The sequence below is a fragment of the Flavobacterium sp. Sd200 genome, assembly GCF_009826935.1.
Classification (GTDB): domain Bacteria; phylum Bacteroidota; class Bacteroidia; order Flavobacteriales; family Flavobacteriaceae; genus Flavobacterium.
On sequence record NZ_WUMN01000002.1, the window covers coordinates 308,692 to 326,394 of the forward strand.

20 protein-coding genes are annotated in these 17,703 nt (G+C 38.9%); 5 read left to right on the plus strand and 15 right to left on the minus strand.

Annotation, left to right across the window (positions count from 1 at the left end):
- Together GR160_RS07465 and GR160_RS07470 are read right to left on the minus strand one after the other, a co-directional pair.
- The gene (locus GR160_RS07465; RefSeq protein ID WP_160749242.1) at positions 1-627 is read right to left on the minus strand and encodes an ABC transporter ATP-binding protein; all 627 of its coding nucleotides are present in this window, start codon (positions 625-627) and stop codon (positions 1-3) included.
- Positions 628-917: 290 nt separating this feature from the next.
- On the minus strand, positions 918-1,316 hold the full coding sequence (locus GR160_RS07470) for a hypothetical protein (RefSeq protein WP_160749243.1): 399 nt from the start codon (positions 1,314-1,316) through the stop codon (positions 918-920).
- 191 nt (positions 1,317-1,507) lie between these two features.
- On the opposite strand from GR160_RS07470, the gene GR160_RS07475 reads away from it, so the two are divergent.
- The 4 genes from GR160_RS07475 (at position 1,508) to GR160_RS07490 (ending at position 5,687) form a co-directional block, all read left to right on the plus strand.
- A complete protein-coding gene (locus GR160_RS07475; protein WP_160749244.1) occupies positions 1,508-2,458 on the plus strand; it encodes a helix-turn-helix domain-containing GNAT family N-acetyltransferase in 951 nt (316 codons plus the stop codon).
- A gap of 312 nt (positions 2,459-2,770) precedes the next feature.
- Positions 2,771-3,415: an NAD(P)-dependent oxidoreductase gene (locus tag GR160_RS07480; protein WP_160749245.1), complete on the plus strand. Its 645-nt coding sequence runs from the start codon at positions 2,771-2,773 to the stop codon at positions 3,413-3,415.
- 201 nt (positions 3,416-3,616) lie between these two features.
- Positions 3,617-4,624: an aldo/keto reductase gene (locus GR160_RS07485; protein ID WP_160749246.1), complete on the plus strand. Its 1,008-nt coding sequence runs from the start codon at positions 3,617-3,619 to the stop codon at positions 4,622-4,624.
- Between the two features lie 148 nt (positions 4,625-4,772).
- Positions 4,773-5,687, plus strand: a complete 915-nt coding sequence (locus GR160_RS07490) for an AraC family transcriptional regulator (RefSeq protein WP_160749247.1) — start codon at positions 4,773-4,775, stop codon at positions 5,685-5,687.
- Between the two features lie 54 nt (positions 5,688-5,741).
- Here GR160_RS07490 and queA read toward each other — a convergent pair whose 3' ends face one another.
- The 7 genes from queA to GR160_RS07525 form a co-directional block, all read right to left on the minus strand.
- Positions 5,742-6,791 (minus strand): tRNA preQ1(34) S-adenosylmethionine ribosyltransferase-isomerase QueA, encoded by a 1,050-nt coding sequence (queA, locus tag GR160_RS07495; RefSeq protein WP_160749248.1) that lies wholly within the window; start codon positions 6,789-6,791, stop codon positions 5,742-5,744.
- A 148-nt stretch (positions 6,792-6,939) separates the two neighbouring features.
- Positions 6,940-7,515 (minus strand): hypothetical protein, encoded by a 576-nt coding sequence (locus tag GR160_RS07500; RefSeq protein ID WP_160749249.1) that lies wholly within the window; start codon positions 7,513-7,515, stop codon positions 6,940-6,942.
- 201 nt (positions 7,516-7,716) lie between these two features.
- Positions 7,717-8,976, minus strand: coding sequence for a 3-phosphoshikimate 1-carboxyvinyltransferase (locus tag GR160_RS07505; RefSeq protein WP_160749250.1), 1,260 nt, complete (start codon positions 8,974-8,976; stop codon positions 7,717-7,719).
- A 12-nt stretch (positions 8,977-8,988) separates the two neighbouring features.
- Positions 8,989-9,315, minus strand: coding sequence for a nucleotide pyrophosphohydrolase (locus tag GR160_RS07510; RefSeq protein ID WP_160749251.1), 327 nt, complete (start codon positions 9,313-9,315; stop codon positions 8,989-8,991).
- A 50-nt stretch (positions 9,316-9,365) separates the two neighbouring features.
- Entirely contained in the window at positions 9,366-9,782 is a 417-nt protein-coding gene (locus GR160_RS07515) for a hypothetical protein (RefSeq protein ID WP_160749252.1), read from the minus strand.
- Positions 9,783-9,899: 117 nt separating this feature from the next.
- Complete coding sequence (locus GR160_RS07520) at positions 9,900-10,700, minus strand: TIGR00266 family protein (protein ID WP_160749253.1); 801 nt, start codon at positions 10,698-10,700, stop codon at positions 9,900-9,902.
- Positions 10,701-10,773: 73 nt separating this feature from the next.
- Positions 10,774-11,148 carry a YchJ family protein gene (locus GR160_RS07525; RefSeq protein WP_160749254.1) on the minus strand — a complete coding sequence of 125 codons (375 nt, stop codon included), beginning with the start codon at positions 11,146-11,148 and terminating at the stop codon, positions 10,774-10,776.
- Between the two features lie 123 nt (positions 11,149-11,271).
- Here GR160_RS07525 and mgrA point away from each other — a divergent pair, with 123 nt between their 5' ends.
- Positions 11,272-12,264, plus strand: a complete 993-nt coding sequence (gene mgrA, locus GR160_RS07530; protein ID WP_160749255.1) for an L-glyceraldehyde 3-phosphate reductase — start codon at positions 11,272-11,274, stop codon at positions 12,262-12,264.
- An 821-nt stretch (positions 12,265-13,085) separates the two neighbouring features.
- Here mgrA and GR160_RS07535 read toward each other — a convergent pair.
- The 6 genes from GR160_RS07535 to GR160_RS07560 all read right to left on the minus strand — a co-directional run bounded on the left by GR160_RS07535 (position 13,086) and on the right by GR160_RS07560 (position 17,524).
- Positions 13,086-13,766, minus strand: a complete 681-nt coding sequence (locus GR160_RS07535) for a response regulator transcription factor (protein ID WP_160749256.1) — start codon at positions 13,764-13,766, stop codon at positions 13,086-13,088.
- Complete coding sequence (locus GR160_RS07540) at positions 13,763-14,527, minus strand: sensor histidine kinase (protein ID WP_160749257.1); 765 nt, start codon at positions 14,525-14,527, stop codon at positions 13,763-13,765. Before GR160_RS07540 ends, GR160_RS07535 begins: the two co-directional genes overlap by 4 nt.
- A 99-nt stretch (positions 14,528-14,626) precedes the next feature.
- Positions 14,627-15,289, minus strand: coding sequence for a hypothetical protein (locus tag GR160_RS07545; protein ID WP_237421184.1), 663 nt, complete (start codon positions 15,287-15,289; stop codon positions 14,627-14,629).
- Positions 15,290-15,405: 116 nt separating this feature from the next.
- Positions 15,406-15,756 (minus strand): hypothetical protein, encoded by a 351-nt coding sequence (locus GR160_RS07550; RefSeq protein WP_237421185.1) that lies wholly within the window; start codon positions 15,754-15,756, stop codon positions 15,406-15,408.
- 491 nt (positions 15,757-16,247) lie between these two features.
- Complete coding sequence (locus GR160_RS07555) at positions 16,248-16,919, minus strand: hypothetical protein (protein ID WP_237421186.1); 672 nt, start codon at positions 16,917-16,919, stop codon at positions 16,248-16,250.
- Positions 16,919-17,524, minus strand: coding sequence for a hypothetical protein (locus GR160_RS07560; protein WP_160749258.1), 606 nt, complete (start codon positions 17,522-17,524; stop codon positions 16,919-16,921). The genes GR160_RS07555 and GR160_RS07560 overlap by 1 nt, the downstream gene beginning before the upstream one ends.
- Positions 17,525-17,703: the final 179 nt, after the last annotated feature.

A 17,703-nucleotide genomic window follows, 5' to 3' on the forward strand; every position in this document is an offset into this window, starting at 1 on the left:
CTACAGGGATATTTGGTTAGGGAAACGGTCTTTTAAACGCTGGTCGTGCGTAACAACAATAAGCGCAGTACCGTATTGCGCAGCAAGTTGCGCGAGCATATCGGCTACTATAAGGGCATTATCATCGTCAAGGCTCGAGGTAGGCTCATCGGCCAAAAGTAAATCAGGTTCGTTGATCAGGGCTCGTGCAATATTTACACGTTGCTGCTGTCCAATACTAAGTTGTGAGGGCAGTTTGTGAAGTTGGTCTTTTAAGCCTAATTGTTCTATTAATTGTGTTGCTTTTTGTGTTGCCTGCTTGCCTGTAGAGAGCCATGAGGCCAGTACTACATTTTCCAACACCGACAAAGATGCTACAAAATAGGCCTGTTGCAAAACCAGCCCAATATGCCTGCCTCTAAATTGATCTAACTTTTTTTCAGATAGTGCAACAATGTTAGTATCTTCTATAAATACCTCACCACTTTGCGGTCGCAGTAAACCGCCTAAAATGTGCAGCAGGGTGGTTTTGCCTTTTCCGCTGCCGCCTGTAACAAGAAGGCTTTGCCCTTTAGAAACAGTAACATCCGGAAAATTAAAAGCCGTAGTGTTGCCGTAAGCAAAATGTATATTTTTGGTAACGATCATTCAGTAAATAATAATACCGCAAGTTAAAGAAAGAGGAGACACGAATTGCACTAATTATCACAAATTAACTGGTTATTTAAAATCAGATATTCAATTTGAATAAAAGTAAGTATATTGATTTATGAAAATTCTGTCTGAACAACAGATTGCCGCGCTCCGTTGCACTCCGCTCGCAATGACAGTACGTGAAAATAAAACGTGTTAAGGTTTCTTTATTCCTTTCTTCAAGCACCGTCATTGCGAGGAACGAAGCAATCTAAAAACATTCCGAAAATTCGTGGTTAAACTACTTATGCCGATGCTGCGGCATGGTCTTTTTTCATGTCGAAAATAATAATGCTCTGCAGTATGCCTTCCTGCCTGTTCTCATTTTCGTAAGCCTGCTCAAGATACAGCCTATCTTTTTCCATAGCTTTTATACAACACTCATATATAGCATCACGGCTTTTAAGGGCTCGCATACTAAGATTCAGCTTTATTTCCACTATCGAACGGTATAGGTGGCTGTTCAAATAGTGCCGTGCATAGTTGTGACTGTAATTTTCTGTAAGATTAAAGTCTACGAGTTCAAACTCCTTATGTCTCATTTTTTCCAAAACCATGTGCGGCACCTCTCTGTCACGAACACCGGGATCGTTGGGCAGATCGAAAATACCGTCATACTTAAACGTCATTGTGTAAGAGTCCATAGCAATTTTTTTATATAAAGTTACTGTCTTTAGTACAATTCATCATACAGATTAACATATTGATAATCTTAAATATTAGATAAATGATTACAGTAGTTAAACTTGTCATTCGTTAAAAATCACACCCCGGTTCATTCAAATAAAGTCTAAATCGTTATATTTGCGTAACCAATTACGTAATTAATTTTAAAATGGACTTTTTTGATAAAATAGGCAAAGTAGCCATAGGAAGCAGGCTTCGTATGCTTGCCGAAACAGTAACTGAAGATTCTGCAAAAATTTACAGTTTATATGACATCGATTTTCAGCCTAAATGGTTTCCTGTTTATTATTGCCTTGCCAACAGTGATAATAACACTATAACATCTATTGCTAAAGAGATTGGACACTCGCACCCATCTGTAAGCAAGATAATAAGCGAAATGGTAAAAGCAGGTTACGTGACCGATAAAAATGACAGTATCGATGGCAGGCGCAATGTGATATGCCTTTCTGAAAAAGGCAATGAGGTAACTTTGAAAATACAGGATCAGTACACCGATATTAACAGTGCTGTTGAAGATATGCTGAACCAAAGCACCCACAACCTGTGGAAAGCAATTGCAGAATGGGAATTTTTACTGGAACAGAAAACATTATTGAGAAGGGTTACCGAACAAAAGAAGTTTAGAGAAAGTAAAAATGTTACCATTGTTGATTTTGCACCCAAATACCTTGATGCCTTTATAGACCTTAATACCGAGTGGATATCTAAATACTTTAAGGTGGAAGACTCTGACAGGAAAGCGTTACACAATGCAGAAGAATACATTTTAAATAACGATGGGCATATTCTTGTGGCGCTGTACAAAGCAGAGCCTGTAGGTGTTTGCGCACTGATTAAACATCCTGACCCCGAATTTGATTTTGAACTTGCAAAAATGGCAGTTTCGCCAAAAGCGCAGGGCAAAAACATAGGTGGCCTGCTGGGCAATGCAATTATAGACAAAGCCCGAAGTGTGGGTGCCAAAAAACTGTATTTAGAAAGCAATACTGTTTTAAAGCCTGCCATAAATCTATACCACAAATTGGGTTTTGTAAAAATACCCAATCGCCCAACTCCATACGAGCGCTGCGACATACAAATGGAATTAGTGCTTTAATTTACAATGAACTGATTTAAACTTTTTTGATTGAAGCGAAAAATAGGGATTTTTGTTCCATATTTTAGCTTTTTGCATTGCATAGCAGCGCTACGGAGTAATAAAACAGGTAAAATATGGGGCAAAAAAGACCATTTTGCAGCCAATTGAAAAAAGTTTAAATCAGTTCAATGCTATTTTTTTGTACTTTTACTTCATTACAATGTTTTTATAAAATATCAGCAATAGCAAAGTCTTAGGCCTTTGCATTTTCCGGAAAGCAAATGGCTACCGGAATATCTTTCTATTGTTTACATTTTATAAATACACATCATGAAACCACATACAAAAATTGCCGTTATTGGCGGCACCGGAAAAGCCGGAACATATTTAGTAAATCAACTTATTGAAAAGGGATACTCTTTTAAAACGCTTGTTAGAAACCCGGAACGTTTTACCACCAGTTCTCAACTTGCAGAAGTGATCACAGGAAACGTTAGGGATTATAACAATGTACTTTCGCTTTTAGAAGGATGCGATGCCGTAATAAGCACATTAGGCATGGGTACACCGCCAAGCGAACCTACCATTTTTAGCATTGCTACAGGCAATATACTGCGCGCTATGGAACAGCTTAACATTAAACGCTACATTGTAATCACAGGATTGAATGTAAACTCTCCTCTTGACAACAAAGGCGCAAACAGCCTTGCTGCCACACAATGGATGTATGACAACTATCCTGCTTCTACAATAGATAAACAACAGGAATATGAATTGTTAGCGCAAAGCAATGCTAACTGGACCATGGTTCGTTTGCCAATGATCGAGCTAACCAATGATGAACCCCAAATTTCAATAAGCCTTACTGATTGTCCGGGGACTGCCATTAGCGCCACCAGCCTTGCTGAATTTTTAATACAACAAATAAAAGATACTGTTTACATAAAGCAGGCTCCTTTTATAGCAAATAAATAGTGATTGACGGGGTGTAACAGCCCCGTCTTCATTTTGGATACAACCATCCTTATTTTGGATAAATTTCGGTTAGACATTGTACCGAAATTTGCAATAGACATTACGAATTTTAAATTACGAATTACGAAATTGGGATAGTGCATATTTATTTAATACAGTGCTATCTTATATCTAAAGATCCAACATCTAAAAATCTAAAAAATGAGCATTAAAAAAGTAAATTTAGGAAATCAGGGACTTACAGTGCCCGCCATTGGTTTAGGCTGCATGGGAATGACTACCCTTGCCGGAGCAGATATTTATGGCAAAGCCGATGAGGCAGAGTCTATAGCCACCATTCACCGCTCGCTGGAACTGGGCGGAAACTTTTTAGACACTGCCGACCTTTATGGTCCACACCTCAACGAGAGGCTTATTGCCAAAGCCATTGCAGGAAACCGAAACAGCTATGTTATTGCTACAAAATTTGCATGGGAAATAGACGATAACGAGCAGCTTACATGGAAAATAAATGGTAAAAAAGACTACGTAAAAAAATCGGTAGAGCGATCGCTTAAAAACCTGGGCACTGATTATATAGACCTGTACTACATGCACAGGCTTGACCCGGAAACCCCTATTGAAGAAACCGTGGGCGCCATGGCCGATCTTGTTAAAGAAGGCAAAGTTGGCTACATTGGCCTTAGTGAAGTATCTGCCGAGACCATTAAAAGAGCGCATGCCGTGCACCCCGTGAGTGCACTGCAATCGGAATATTCTTTATTTGAACGAAGCGTTGAAGAGGAAGGAATTTTAGACACCCTTAAAGAGCTGGGCATTGGTTTTGTACCCTATTCTCCACTTGGCCGTGGTTTTATATCGGGAGAAATCAAAACTCCGGACGATTTTGCAGAAAATGATTTTAGGAGAAGCATTCCTAAATTTCAGGGAGAGCAATTCTATAAAAATATCGATCTGCTAAACGAGATCCATAAAATAGCCTCTGAGAAAAACATAACGCCATCTCAGCTTGCCATTGCCTGGGCAGTAAACAAAGGCTTTGTGCCTATACCCGGCACTAAACGTGTAAAATATGCCGAGCAGAATATTGCAGCCGCCAGCGTAGCATTATCTGCTGCCGACCTTAACCGACTGGAAAGCATAATACCACTTGGCACACCTACGGGCAACCGCTATGACGACTGGGGTATGACGCTGGTTAATCTTTAATTGCGAATTTCAAATTACGAATTACGGAAAGGTATAATAAAGCCACAAATACACGAATTAACAAATTGACAAATCGCCATTTTGTGTAAATTAGTGTAATTGCTTCACCAGTTCGCTTACGCTCGGGTTGTGGCTAAAAATGAATCTTATGAAAAAAGCAACCCGTGCCCCATTGATACTTAATACCATATCTCAAATGCACCGTGTAATGGAAATTCCGGAGCCGGAACATCCATTGGTAAGCATTGTAGATTTTAAAGATATTCGTGCGCACAACGAAATCCTGGCAGACGGGCTTTTACTTAATGTGTACATGATAGCCATTAAAAAAGACTACAAAGGCAAAATTATTTATGGGCAAAGCCAGTATGATTTTGACGAAGGTATGATGTCGTTCATTGCGCCGGGGCAAATATGTTACCAAAGCGAGCCAGGCTATGAACCATTGGCGGGAAGCATGCTTATTTTTCATCCGGACTTTATAAGGGGCTATGCGCTCGATAAAAACATAAAAGGGTTTGAGTTTTTTTCCTACTCAGCCAACGAGGCCTTATATCTTTCTAAAAAGGAAGAAACCATGATAGAAGGCATTTTTGAAAGCATTGCACAGGAATACCACAACAACATGGATCGTTTTAGCCATGATGTTATTATATCACACATTGAACTTTTGCTAACCTATTGCAACCGCTTTTACAACAGGCAGTTTATTACCCGCAAAATAAACAACAACAACCTGCTTACTAAGCTGGAGGAACTACTCGAAAATCATTTTAAGAATTCCGAAAATAAAGGGCTGCCCACCGTAAAGCACCTTGCCGACAGCCTGAATGTTTCGTCAAGTTATCTTAGCGATATGCTGCGTGCCCACACAGGCCAAAATGCCCAGCAACACATACATAACAAACTGATAGAAAAAGCCAAAGAGGTACTTACCACTACTCAGCTTTCGGTTAGCGAAATTGCCTACCAACTGGGGTTCGAATATCCGCAGGGGTTCAGTAAACTATTTAAAACCAAGACAAATATAAGCCCGTTGGAATTCAGGAAAATGTTTAACTAAATACACAAAAAAGCGGCCCGAAAGCCGCTTTAGTTTTGTTTGCACAAAATGCAATTATAATATTAGCATCGCATCGCCATAGGTATAAAAACGGTAACCTTCGGCAACAGCCTCTTCATAGGCTTTTTTCATAAGATCGTGCCCCATAAAGGCAGAGATCATCATAAGCAGTGTGCTTTTTGGCGTGTGGAAGTTAGTGATCATGCAATCGGCCACGCTAAAATCATACGGAGGGAAAATGAACTTGTTTGTCCAGCCCACATATGGGTTAAGCGTTTTTTGCGACGACACAGAGCTTTCCATAGCCCTCATGGTAGTAGTACCCACAGCACAAACTTTATGCTTAGAAGTTTTTGCTTTGTTTACAATATCGCAGGCATCCTGAGTAATGATAAGCTCTTCAGAATCCATTTTGTGTTTACTAAGATCTTCCACCTCTACAGGATTAAAAGTACCAAGGCCAACGTGCAGTGTAATTTCTGCAAAGTCAATACCTTTTATTTCAAGCCTTTTAAGCAGGTGTTTAGAAAAGTGAAGACCCGCAGTTGGAGCAGCAACAGCACCTTCTTCTTTAGCATAAATGGTTTGGTAACGCTCGGCATCTTCCGGCACTACCTCACGGTTTATGTATTTAGGTATTGGGGTTTCGCCAAGCTCAGTAAGCTTGTTCCTGAACTCTTCATAAGAGCCATCATAAAGGAAGCGAAGCGTACGCCCGCGCGATGTAGTGTTGTCTATAACCTCAGCCACAAGGCTGTCGTCATCGCCAAAATAAAGTTTATTACCAATACGTATTTTACGTGCAGGATCTACCAGTACATCCCAAAGGCGTTGCTCGCTGTTAAGTTCTCTTAAAAGGAACACCTCTATGCGCGCACCTGTTTTTTCTTTATTGCCATAAAGGCGTGCAGGAAACACTTTGGTGTTGTTAAGCACCATAACATCGCCCTCATCAAAATACTCTATAATATCTTTAAACAGCCTGTGCTCTATGGTTTTAGTCTTGCGGTTTACCACCATTAGCCTTGATTCGTCCCTGTTTTCTGTAGGAAACTCTGCCAATAGCTCTTTAGGCAGGTTGAAATTGAAGTTGGATAATTTCATTTCTGTGTTTTAAATTGAGTGCAAATATACTATCCTGAAACAGGCGTTGTCAAGTGTTTTGGGATTTATTTGTAATTGAGACTGAAAAACAAAACATTATCTACACAACTAACAAACATATTAATCCTTTTAAAAACTTTAATCATTCTTAATCTTTTATATAAATTAACCTGTTTCCTGCATTTAAGACTGATATTTTATGAATTTTAGTAATTTCGTAGACTTGAGATGTCCTTTTTATCAATGGTGGCTTTACATCATATAGATTTGGAATTAGCGAAGTTAAAGTATCAGCCCTTTTATACTCAAAGTTGACTTCTAAAATTAAAAAATTGAAGCTTTCAGGAGCAGTTATTAATGTATTGTCAGACCTTGAAAGATATCTACCAATCTTTCTTTTCATTCTCTTGGTAGGATAAACTTTTAAAGTATCTGTCTTTAAAGTCCTAAATTCTAATCTATCCCAATAAATACTATCGCTTATAGTATATAATGTATCATAACTTTTCTTAAAATCAACCTCAGAGTCAATAAATGCTGGCAACCTATGAAATCTTTGGTCATAAAACCCTCCATTAAACCCAACATATTTGGGATCAGAAATTTCGTAACACAATATTTTACTTTTACTGTAATTTTGTGCAATGCATAATGTAGAACAAAACAATATTACTATTTTGAAACAGATGGAAAAGTTAGCGGTAACGGTTTGCATGTTTTTCATTTAGTATAATTTTATCAGTTATAAAAACAGAACAGATATTTTTTAGCGAACAACAATTTAACATAAAACCGTCTTGCACTACTCCACCAAGTCTCCGACTTCGTGGCTTCGTTAGCAAATGACTTATATTCATTCAGTTACAAAAACAAAAAGGCTTTAAAACATCTCTATAAAGTCTCTAACTTAGCGGAGCATATATAACTAAACCTCCCTCATCTCAAACCCCAATACTTTCATATCTTCCCAAAACGTAGGGTATGATTTAGATACCACACCCGCATCCTGAATTATAAACGGCGTTTTTATAGCCAACGGTGCAAACGCCATGGCCATGCGGTGGTCGTTATAGGTTGCTACGGCCTCCCCCTTCCCCTCCAAAGCAGGGGTGAGAGCTTCACTCGGGTCAAATAAATTATGCGGCTCTAATGTTAAACTATCATTAGTAACCGTTATAGTTGCTCCAAATTTTTCAAGCTCGGTTTTTAATGCTTCAAGACGGTCGGTTTCTTTTATTTTTAAAGTGTGTAGCCCTGTTAAATAACAGCCTATACCAAGGCCAAAACAGGTTACGGCAATGGTTTGGGCAATATCGGGGGTGTTGTTTAGTTCAAAGTTTAAAGTTTCAGGTTTCAGGTTGAGTTTTGTTAGTGTTATGGCGTTGTCCTGAAAAGAAGTCTCAACCCCAAAATCCTTATAAATTTCTGCCAATGCGCTGTCGCCCTGCAAACTGTTTTGCTTGTAAGCCGACAATGTTATTGCGGTACCCACCTTAGAAAGCGCCACAATAGAATAAAAGTAAGACGCAGAGCTCCAATCACTTTCCACCGTTATGGTTGCTGGTTGCTGGTTGTTGGTTGCCGATTTTACCGTGATTTTGTTATCTGCAAAACTGTTTTCTATACCTACTTCATCCAGCAGTCCTAATGTCATTTTTATGTAGGGTATAGAAGTAAGCTCGCCCTCAAGGGTAAGCTCTAAGCCGTTTTCGAGTCTGCCTGCTATAAGCAATAAAGCGGTTATGTACTGACTGCTTACGCCTGCATTTATACTCACGCCGCTTTGCGTTAGCTTGCGCCCCATGATCTTTAGCGGTGGGTAACCCTCATTCTCTGTATATTCTATTTGGACGCCAAGGCTACGCAGGGCATCTACAAGCACGCCAATGGGGCGTTCTTTCATGCGTTGCGAACCTGTAAGCACAACCTCCCGCCCTTCCTGCAAGGCAAAGTAGGCTGTTAAAAAACGCATCGCAGTACCGGCATGGTGAATGTCTATAACGCTGTCTGTGCTTGCCAGTGCCTGCTGCATGGCGTGGCTATCGTCTGACTCAGATATGTTACCGATAATAATACCCGGATATAAAGCCTGCAACAGTAGCAGCCTGTTGGTTTCTGATTTGCTTCCTGTAATTTTTATTGCCGCAGAGGCTACGGGTTTATGCAGTTGTAATTTAATATCCATTAACAGGGAGGTTTATTTAAGCTTTTCGTTGTTATGATGACGGTCGTGATCGCGCTTGGTTTTAAGGTCCATTTTTTTATCAAAGGCTGCCTGCAGGTCTACACCTGTTTGATTGGCAAGGCATAGCACTACAAACACTACATCGGCAAGTTCTTCGCCAAGATCTTTATTTTTATCGCTTTCTTTTTCGCTTTGTTCGCCATAGCGGCGGGCAATAATGCGGGCTACTTCGCCTACCTCTTCGGTAAGCTGCGCCATATTTGTAAGTTCATTAAAATAGCGCACCCCGTGCTCTTTTATCCAGTTGTCTACGTCTTGTTGTGCGTTTTTTATGTTCATATAGCAATGTGTTTTTTATATGTGCGCATAAAGATAAGGTTTTATGTAATTTAATAAAACCACATAATGCCCGATATGATTAATAAGGCACTTGTCCTTATGAGCATATTTCTATAATATTTGTTTAATTGAGTATCAGTTGTTACAAGTAAAATTAGAGAAGGAATAAACATTGCAGTTGAGGCTACATTTCCAACTAATAACATATTGGCTCCTCCCGGCCAGTGCATCAATACAAACAATATACCTATGACTGTAACTGAAAGTAAGATACCTGCTACAATTGATAATGGTAAATTTTGTTGCTTTATGGTTTTATCACAGAAAAAATAAAATGAAAAAGGCAAGTACAACAGTGCTAAAACGGTTAATGCCGTTACAAGTAACATCGAACCTCCCGGTAGATGTAAAAATCTCAAGATAACGCCTGTTAAAGCGATGGAAAACAATACTGTTTCGGTTTTCATTAGGTTATTATTTTATCGGTGTTGAAGATACAATTTTAACAATTTCAAATCAAAAAACAAAAAAGCACCAGATTACCCGATGCTTTTGACTTTGTGACCTTACGACTTTCGACTTACTTAAAACCTGTTGTCTCCGTCCAGCAAATTGCCAAGGCCGCCTAATATGCTGCCTTCGCCGCGCTGCTGTCCGCCGCCCTGAGGTGCCGAAGCATATATCCTGCCGGCAAGCCTGCTAAATGGCAATGATTGAATGTAAACCGTTCCCGGGCCACGCAATGTGGCATAGAACAAGCCTTCGCCGCCAAAAATGGTATTTTTTATTCCGCCCACAAATTCTATATCATAATCTACTGTTTGCGAAAAGCCTACAATACAGCCTGTATCTACTTTTAATACCTGCCCCGGGCCAAGTTCTTTTTTTGCAAGCGTTCCACCTGCGTGAATAAACGCCAGTCCGTCGCCCTCAAGCTTTTGCATAATAAAGCCCTCGCCACCAAAAAGTCCGCGACCCAATTTTCTCGAAAACTCTATCCCCACAGTTACTCCTTTTGCAGCACACAGGAAAGCATCTTTCTGGCAAATAAATTTGCCATTAAACTGGCGCAGGTCTAACGGAACAATCTTGCCCGGGTAGGGCGATGCAAAACTTACCCTGCGCACACCTTTATCCTGATTTAAAAATACCGTCATAAAAAGGCTTTCTCCGGTTAGCAGACGTTTTCCTGCTGAAAAAAGCTTACCCATTATACCTTCGTTCTGGTTGGAGCCATCGCCAAAAATGGTTTGCATCTGCACGCCGCTGTCCATCATCATAAAGCTTCCTGCTTCGGCCACAACGGCCTCCTGCGGATCGAGCTCTATTTCTACATATTGCATTTCTTCACCATAAATTTGGTAATCAATTTCGTGTGCTGTCATATTTTTAGATTTTTTGATTGTTGCTTTATTAGATGAAGGTAAAAAGTTTTTGTTACATCAAACTAATTAAATTTTAATATTCTCCATCCTTATAATACCAGCTACCATCCTCAAACACAAACGTAGATTTTTCATGATGTACCTGCGAGCGCAGTCTTACGTCAAGATAATAGGCTTTAAACTCTACTGTAGTTTCGGTAGAACTCAGCACTTCAAGTTTTAACCACTGGTTGCTTTTAGCCCATTGCAATATGGCTGCCCTGCTATGATATTTGCGTTCTTTTGGAGCAGTGGTTTGCCATAAATAACCGTCGTTATGCGTGGCATAGGCACTGTAACGCGAACGCATAAGTGCCTCGGCTGTTGGGGCTTTTTCTTTTTGGGTTATGTAGGGTTCGCAGCAAAGGCTAAAGTCTTTACCGGAGCCACAGTAGCATGCAACTGCCATATATTTTGTGTTTTGTTTCTACCACAAATATATCGATTATTGATGTTTTGATATAAGTTAGCCAAACTGTTCTAAACGCTTTTTTAAGTATATTTATCGCTTAAAAAAACAAACACCCAAACAATGAGTTATCAACCCAACCCTACCCGTTACCAAAATATCGAATACCGCCGATGCGGCAACAGCGGCCTTAAGCTATCGGCTTTATCGTTAGGCCTGTGGCACAACTTTGGCTTTGTAAACGACTTTGAAAACAGCCGTAACATTATTCACACTGCCTTTGATAACGGCATTACCCATTTTGACCTTGCCAACAATTATGGCCCACCTCCGGGATCGGCAGAAGAGGTATTTGGAAAAATACTTGAAACCGATCTTAAAGGCTATCGCGATGAGCTCATAATTTCGACCAAAGCAGGCTATACTATGTGGGATGGACCTTATGGTGACTGGGGTTCTAAAAAATATTTAGTATCGAGCCTTGACCAAAGCCTCAAGCGCATGAAGCTGGATTATGTAGATATATTTTATCATCACCGTCCCGATCCAGAAACTCCTTTAGAAGAAACCATGGCTGCATTAGACCTTATTGTGCGCCAGGGCAAAGCATTGTATGCAGGCATATCTAACTATAAAGCCGAAGAAGCACAAAAAGCCATTGATATATTAAGGCAACTTGGCACACCTTGTGTAATTCACCAGCCAAAATACAGCATGTTTGTGCGCGACCCTGAAAATGGCCTGCTCGATGTGCTGGGCAATAATGGCGTGGGATGCATTCCTTTTAGTCCGTTGGCACAGGGATTGCTTACAGATAAATACCTTAACGGAATTCCTGCCGACTCGCGTGTGGCTACCAGTGGTGTGTTTTTAAATGAAAGCCACATTACTCCCGAAAAAGTTGAAGTCATTAAAAATCTGAACGCCATTGCACAGCAGCGCGGTCAAAAACTGGCACACATGGCTTTAGCATGGCTGTTAAAAGACAGCAGGGTAACATCGGTACTTATTGGAGCAAGCAGGTCCGAACAGGTTTTAGACTCGCTGCAAAGCCTTAAAAACATTTATTTTACTACGGAAGAAATTGATGCTATAGAGGGTGTTTTGAAGTCATAACCTATAAAAGAAAAACGCAAAAATATTTTTTTGAAAAAGTGTAACAAAAAAATGTTTTGTACGTCTTATAAATACAGGCCGTTCATCAATCAAAAAGACAACATACATTATTTTGCATAGGCCTGATGCAAAATAATAAACACATAGCGGTAAAGCCAACAGTTATGTGATATGATTTTCACCAAAATTAAGTAGAGTTAGTTTGGTAAAAAGCCCTGCCCATCAGCAGGGCTTTGTTGTTTTAAAGTAATACACAAAAAGAGAGGAGTGGCACGCCTACCACTCCCCTTCGAGCTAAAAAAATAAAAAAATACTATTTAGTAATGGATGCCTTTTTATAAAAAGCAGGCAGGATTTGACCAGATCGTAATTCGTGTAAGACAACATTTTTTTGAGAGAGAGCGAAAAATATTTTCGAATTAACTTACCTCCTGCCTAGCTTTTTTAAGGATACAAATGCCTCAATAAAATTTAACCAACTACAATTAAAATTCTTATCAGCACAGTCTTTATGCTTTTGTGCCCTGTAGCATTTGTTTTTATCCTGAGTCAAAAGTCCTAATAAAAAGTTAAAGACGACAGGTAGAATTTACCTGAATTATAAAAACAGGTAATTTTACGCATATCCTTTCATGACAGAAATTGATGTTTATTTACGCACTCGAATATCCTTTAATTCACTGAAATTATTGAATTTAGACTTGGTTTTACAGGGAATTTTCTATGTAACACCATAAGCTTCGCTAAGAAATATACAAAGCCTCACAAAGTTTATGTTGCGGGCATAGGCAATCAAATTCTTATATAAATCAAAATCCTATCTATATCAACGGGAGTTCTTCTACCTTAATGTGGCGGTTTTGTATGGCATAAATAACCAGCCCGGCAATATTTTTTGCCCCGGTCTTGGCAAACAGGTTATTTTTATGGCCTTCGGCAGTGCGTTGTGTTATAAACAGTTCTTCGCCTATTTCTTTGGCGGTTTTTTGCTGGCAGATGAGGCGCAGCACCTCTATTTCGCGTTCAGAGAGCAATTCTTCTTCCTGCAATACAGGCTTGGGCGATTTTGCAGGAATTTGTTCTCTAAGTACATCGAGCTGGTCTTCTTTAAAATAATAGCCCTGTTTGTAAACCGTGCGTATAACATCGGTCAATTGCACTGGCGATATACCCTTTGGTAAAAAAGCCGAAACCCCCGTTTTGAGCATAAAGCCCATAAATGTTTTTTGATAGTGCGATGACACTACAATTACTTTTATAGACGGGTAAAGGTTTTTTATATGCTGGGTTATTTCTATGCCATCCATACCATCCATGCGCAGGTCGAGCAACAGCACATTTGGCAATACATCTGCCCCGGCAAGGTGCGAAAAAAGCTGGCTTCCGCCATTAGCGGTAAATAAAACCTTTATGCCCGGGCAGTTGCCAAGGTAGCCTTCAAGCAGGCTTACAATAAGGGCATCATCGTCTGTAATTGCAATAAGAATATCGCTTTCTGTCATGGTGTGGTGGTTACAGGGGCCGCAATAATAACGCGGGTGCCTTTGCCTATAGTGCTTTTAACGCTGTGTGAAGCATTTAAAAACTGGGCACGCATCTCTAAACTTTGCAGCCCGAGGCCTGCTTTGAGCAGGTTTACATCGAAACCGCGGCCATTATCTTTCACCTGCAAAGTAAGTAATTTTTCGGTATGGCGCAAGTGTACCACAACGGTTGTAGCCTGTGCGTGCTTAACAATATTGGTAATAAGTTCCTGCACTATGCGCAGCAACTGTATTTTTACCTGTGGCGACAGTTCCTGTGCCGTGCGAACATCGGCAATATATTGCAAATTAAGCTTTTGTTTCCAAGGTTCTGTAAGGTTGGCAATAAGCTCCTGAGTAGTAGAAAATTCTATGAGAGGCGGTGTAAGATCATGCGATATGCGGCGTGCATCGGCAATGCTTTCGCCCAGCATCTCTTCAACATCTGTAGCCGATGCGCCCAACTGCGCCTTCATTCGCACTACGCTAAGCTTGCCAATAAGACTGTCGTGCAAATCGTTGGCAATGCGTTTGCGTTCGTCTTCCTGCACACGCAGGCTGGTTTCCATCAGCTTTTTTTGGTGGTCCAGGGCAGTGCGGGCTTCGCGAAGGTTGGCCTCGGTCATGCGTTTGTAACCGGTATATAAAATCCAGACTACAAAAAACAATATCACAAAAACCAATACCACGATAATCGCTATCCACAGTGCAATTACCTGCGGATCCTGCCATTTTTCCATAAACCTTAAACTAAAAAAGTGTCTTACAAAGACAAAAGTAGGTAATAAAGCCCAATAAGCCTAATGCCTGTTAAAGAAGCAATATACAACACGCAATATTTAACTGTAAGCTAAAGCCGTCTTGCCATTTTTAAAGATAAGGCTGAACAGATAGAGATAAAAAAAGGAAATTGCCAGGCCGTTTGCCGTCCAGATGTAAAAGACCACGCCGCTCGAATCGTTTACCAAAAAGTTGAAAGGCAGGAATATAATGGTATTAAGCGTAAAAAAAATAAGCAATACCGTATTGAGTTTAAAATTGCCCCATCGTGTTTCGTTAAAACTGCGCATTTTTTGATAAAAGAAGGCAAGTGCCATTATAATGATAACAAAATTATCGACCACCTTGGCATAAGGCTGAAACTGCTTTATATACATAGGATTGGCAAAATACTGCACTATTTCGGCAACAATATATACAGCAGCAACTGCACCCAGCCCTATAATAATTTTATTAGGCTTGTTTAGCATAAACCTGCTATAAAAATACACAAAGAACACAAGTTCTATAAGGCTGTAAACCAAAAGCACTATAAAGTTATTGCCCGAAATAAGAATGTTCCTGCTGGCAGTATCTAACAGCATCATGAGAAAGAGGTACACAAAAATATTTTTATGGAGGGCATCTAAGCTTTTGTAGCGGTATAGCCCCAAACACACAATAGCTATTAATACAACGCCTATTAAATTAGCCGATGCATTGCAAATTTCCTGAATTGTCATTAGTAGTTGTAGTGGTAATTAAAAGCGCAGGCAGTATAAAGCCTGCGATGCAAAAGTAGATAATAAATAGAAAACAAGTTTAATGAACAGCACACTCACAAACTTTAAAGGATTAGCTAACCCAACTGCATTTTACCCTGCTTTATGCCATTTTTCCAAATCAACGAGACTAAGTATCCATAGAACAGCAATATAAATACCATATTAGCTGTCCAAAAATAGAACTTTATTCCACTCGACTCATTAATCATAAAATTGAATGGTAAAAAGACCATAATATTGAATGTAAAATAAATAAGTATCACAGTATTAAGTCTAAAGTAGCCCCAACGCAACTCGTTAAAACTATTTATTTTCTGATAGTAAAAGGAAAGCGCCATTAAGATGACAATAAAGTTGTCTGCCACTTTAGCATAAGGCTGAAACTGTTTAACATCTAATGTATTAAACACAAAATATAACAACATCTCTGTTATTATATAGACACTGCCAACTATCCCGAGCCCCAACAAAACTTTATTAGGTTTTGCTAAAAGATGTTTATTGTAAAAATAGGCAAAAAACACCAATTCAATTAAACTGAAAACGGGGAGAATGACAAGGTTGTTTCCTGAGCGGCCTAATATTCTGCTCGATATGTCTACACCCAACATTAAAATCAGGTATAATAAAATGCTTTTGTGTAATGCATTAATACGGTTATAAAAATATAAACCCGTAATTAAGCCAACAGATAAAATTGCCGGAGCCATATTACCCATTGCTTTAGAAAAATGGTAGAGCGTCATTTAAAAAATGATAAACTGTAGTTGTTAAATTGCTGTAAAAATAAGCAATAAACCTATAAAATACGGGGCTTTACAATTATTCACCTTTATATAACCACAAAAAAAACAGATAGCAGACATCCCTAAATACTAACTACCTGTTTATCTATAAATTAAAAATTTACTTTGGGCTATCTGACAATTTTTCTATTTGCCCTGCCATTTATATAAATTAATGAGATAAGATAAATATAAAAAAACACCAATAGTAAAAGGTTACCTGTCCAGAAATAAAATCTTATTCCACTAGATTCATTTATTAAAAAATTGAATGGAAGAAAAACAAGAGAATTAAATGTAAAAACAATTAATATTGCGGTATTCAACCTAAAATTTCCCCATCTTGTCTCATTAAAATTATTTATCTTTTGGTAAAAGAAATAAAGAGCCATTATTATAATCACAAAATTGTCAATGACTTTTGCATATGGCTGATACTGTTTCGTATCTAAAGTATTAAAAACAAAATACTGTAACGTTTCTCCTACAATAAACAAAATTGCTAATATCCCAGCAACCATTATTAATTTATTCGGTTTTATGAATAGAAACTTATTATAAAAATATAAAAAGAATATCATTTCGATGAGACTAAATAGAGGTAATACTATAAGGTTGTTATTATAAATTTCTCCCAATAGTCTTCCGCTCAACTCTACCAGCAACATTAATATTAAATATAGTAAAATGTTTCTGTGAAAAACATCTAAGTTCTTCCAAAATAAAATTCCTCCCACTGCACCTAACGTTAATAAAGCAGGAGAGGAATTTGATAGAGCGTATGATATTTCTGTGAAACCCATTAAGAATTTATGCCATTAATCAAATAAAAGCTCGCTGAAGCGGCTGATGGATTTAAATAAGGAGGTACTGGCCTTGTAAAATCATCATATACGACTGTGCTCTCAAGGTTCTCCACAATAAGATCTATGGTTTTGCTTACTTCTGCTGTTGGAGTGCTTATTAATCCAAAATATAATTTTGTATCGGCACATTCAAAATCCTGCCTTGCTATATCAAATGCCTGAAACATGCCATAAGTACTGTTTACCTGCTCCGGTATCCATGTTTTATAGTTGTCTTTAAAGCGCTTTATACGGGCGTTTGCTTCTTTGGCTGTTATCCTGTTTGTTCCTGTACCTGAATTAGTCTTTATAGGATATACATAAGAGTTAGCACCTATGTCTGATGTGCTGTTATCATATATAGACGGTATAAGCACTAAATAGAACGTGCCGTCTTTTAATGCCGGATATGCGTGTACCGACCCACTGGTCAATCCGGTGAATGAATGATCGCATTCGAAAAAATAGCCTTGCGCAAAGGCCAATTCTAACTGAGGCACGTTGGTAAGTATTGCCGTCCAGGCAGCAACACCGTCTTTTACTTGTTGTGTAGTCCAGGTCATAACTTTGATTTGGTGGTTTACTTTAATTGATAATGTTTTCCCAAATTTAGCGATTTCTCCTAATAAATACAGGGACATTATATAAAATAAACATCATGTACAAATTTATAACCCCAACGCAAAATAGTGTAAAATTGTTATTAATTTAACGTGTAATTTTAATGGGTTTACCTTATTTA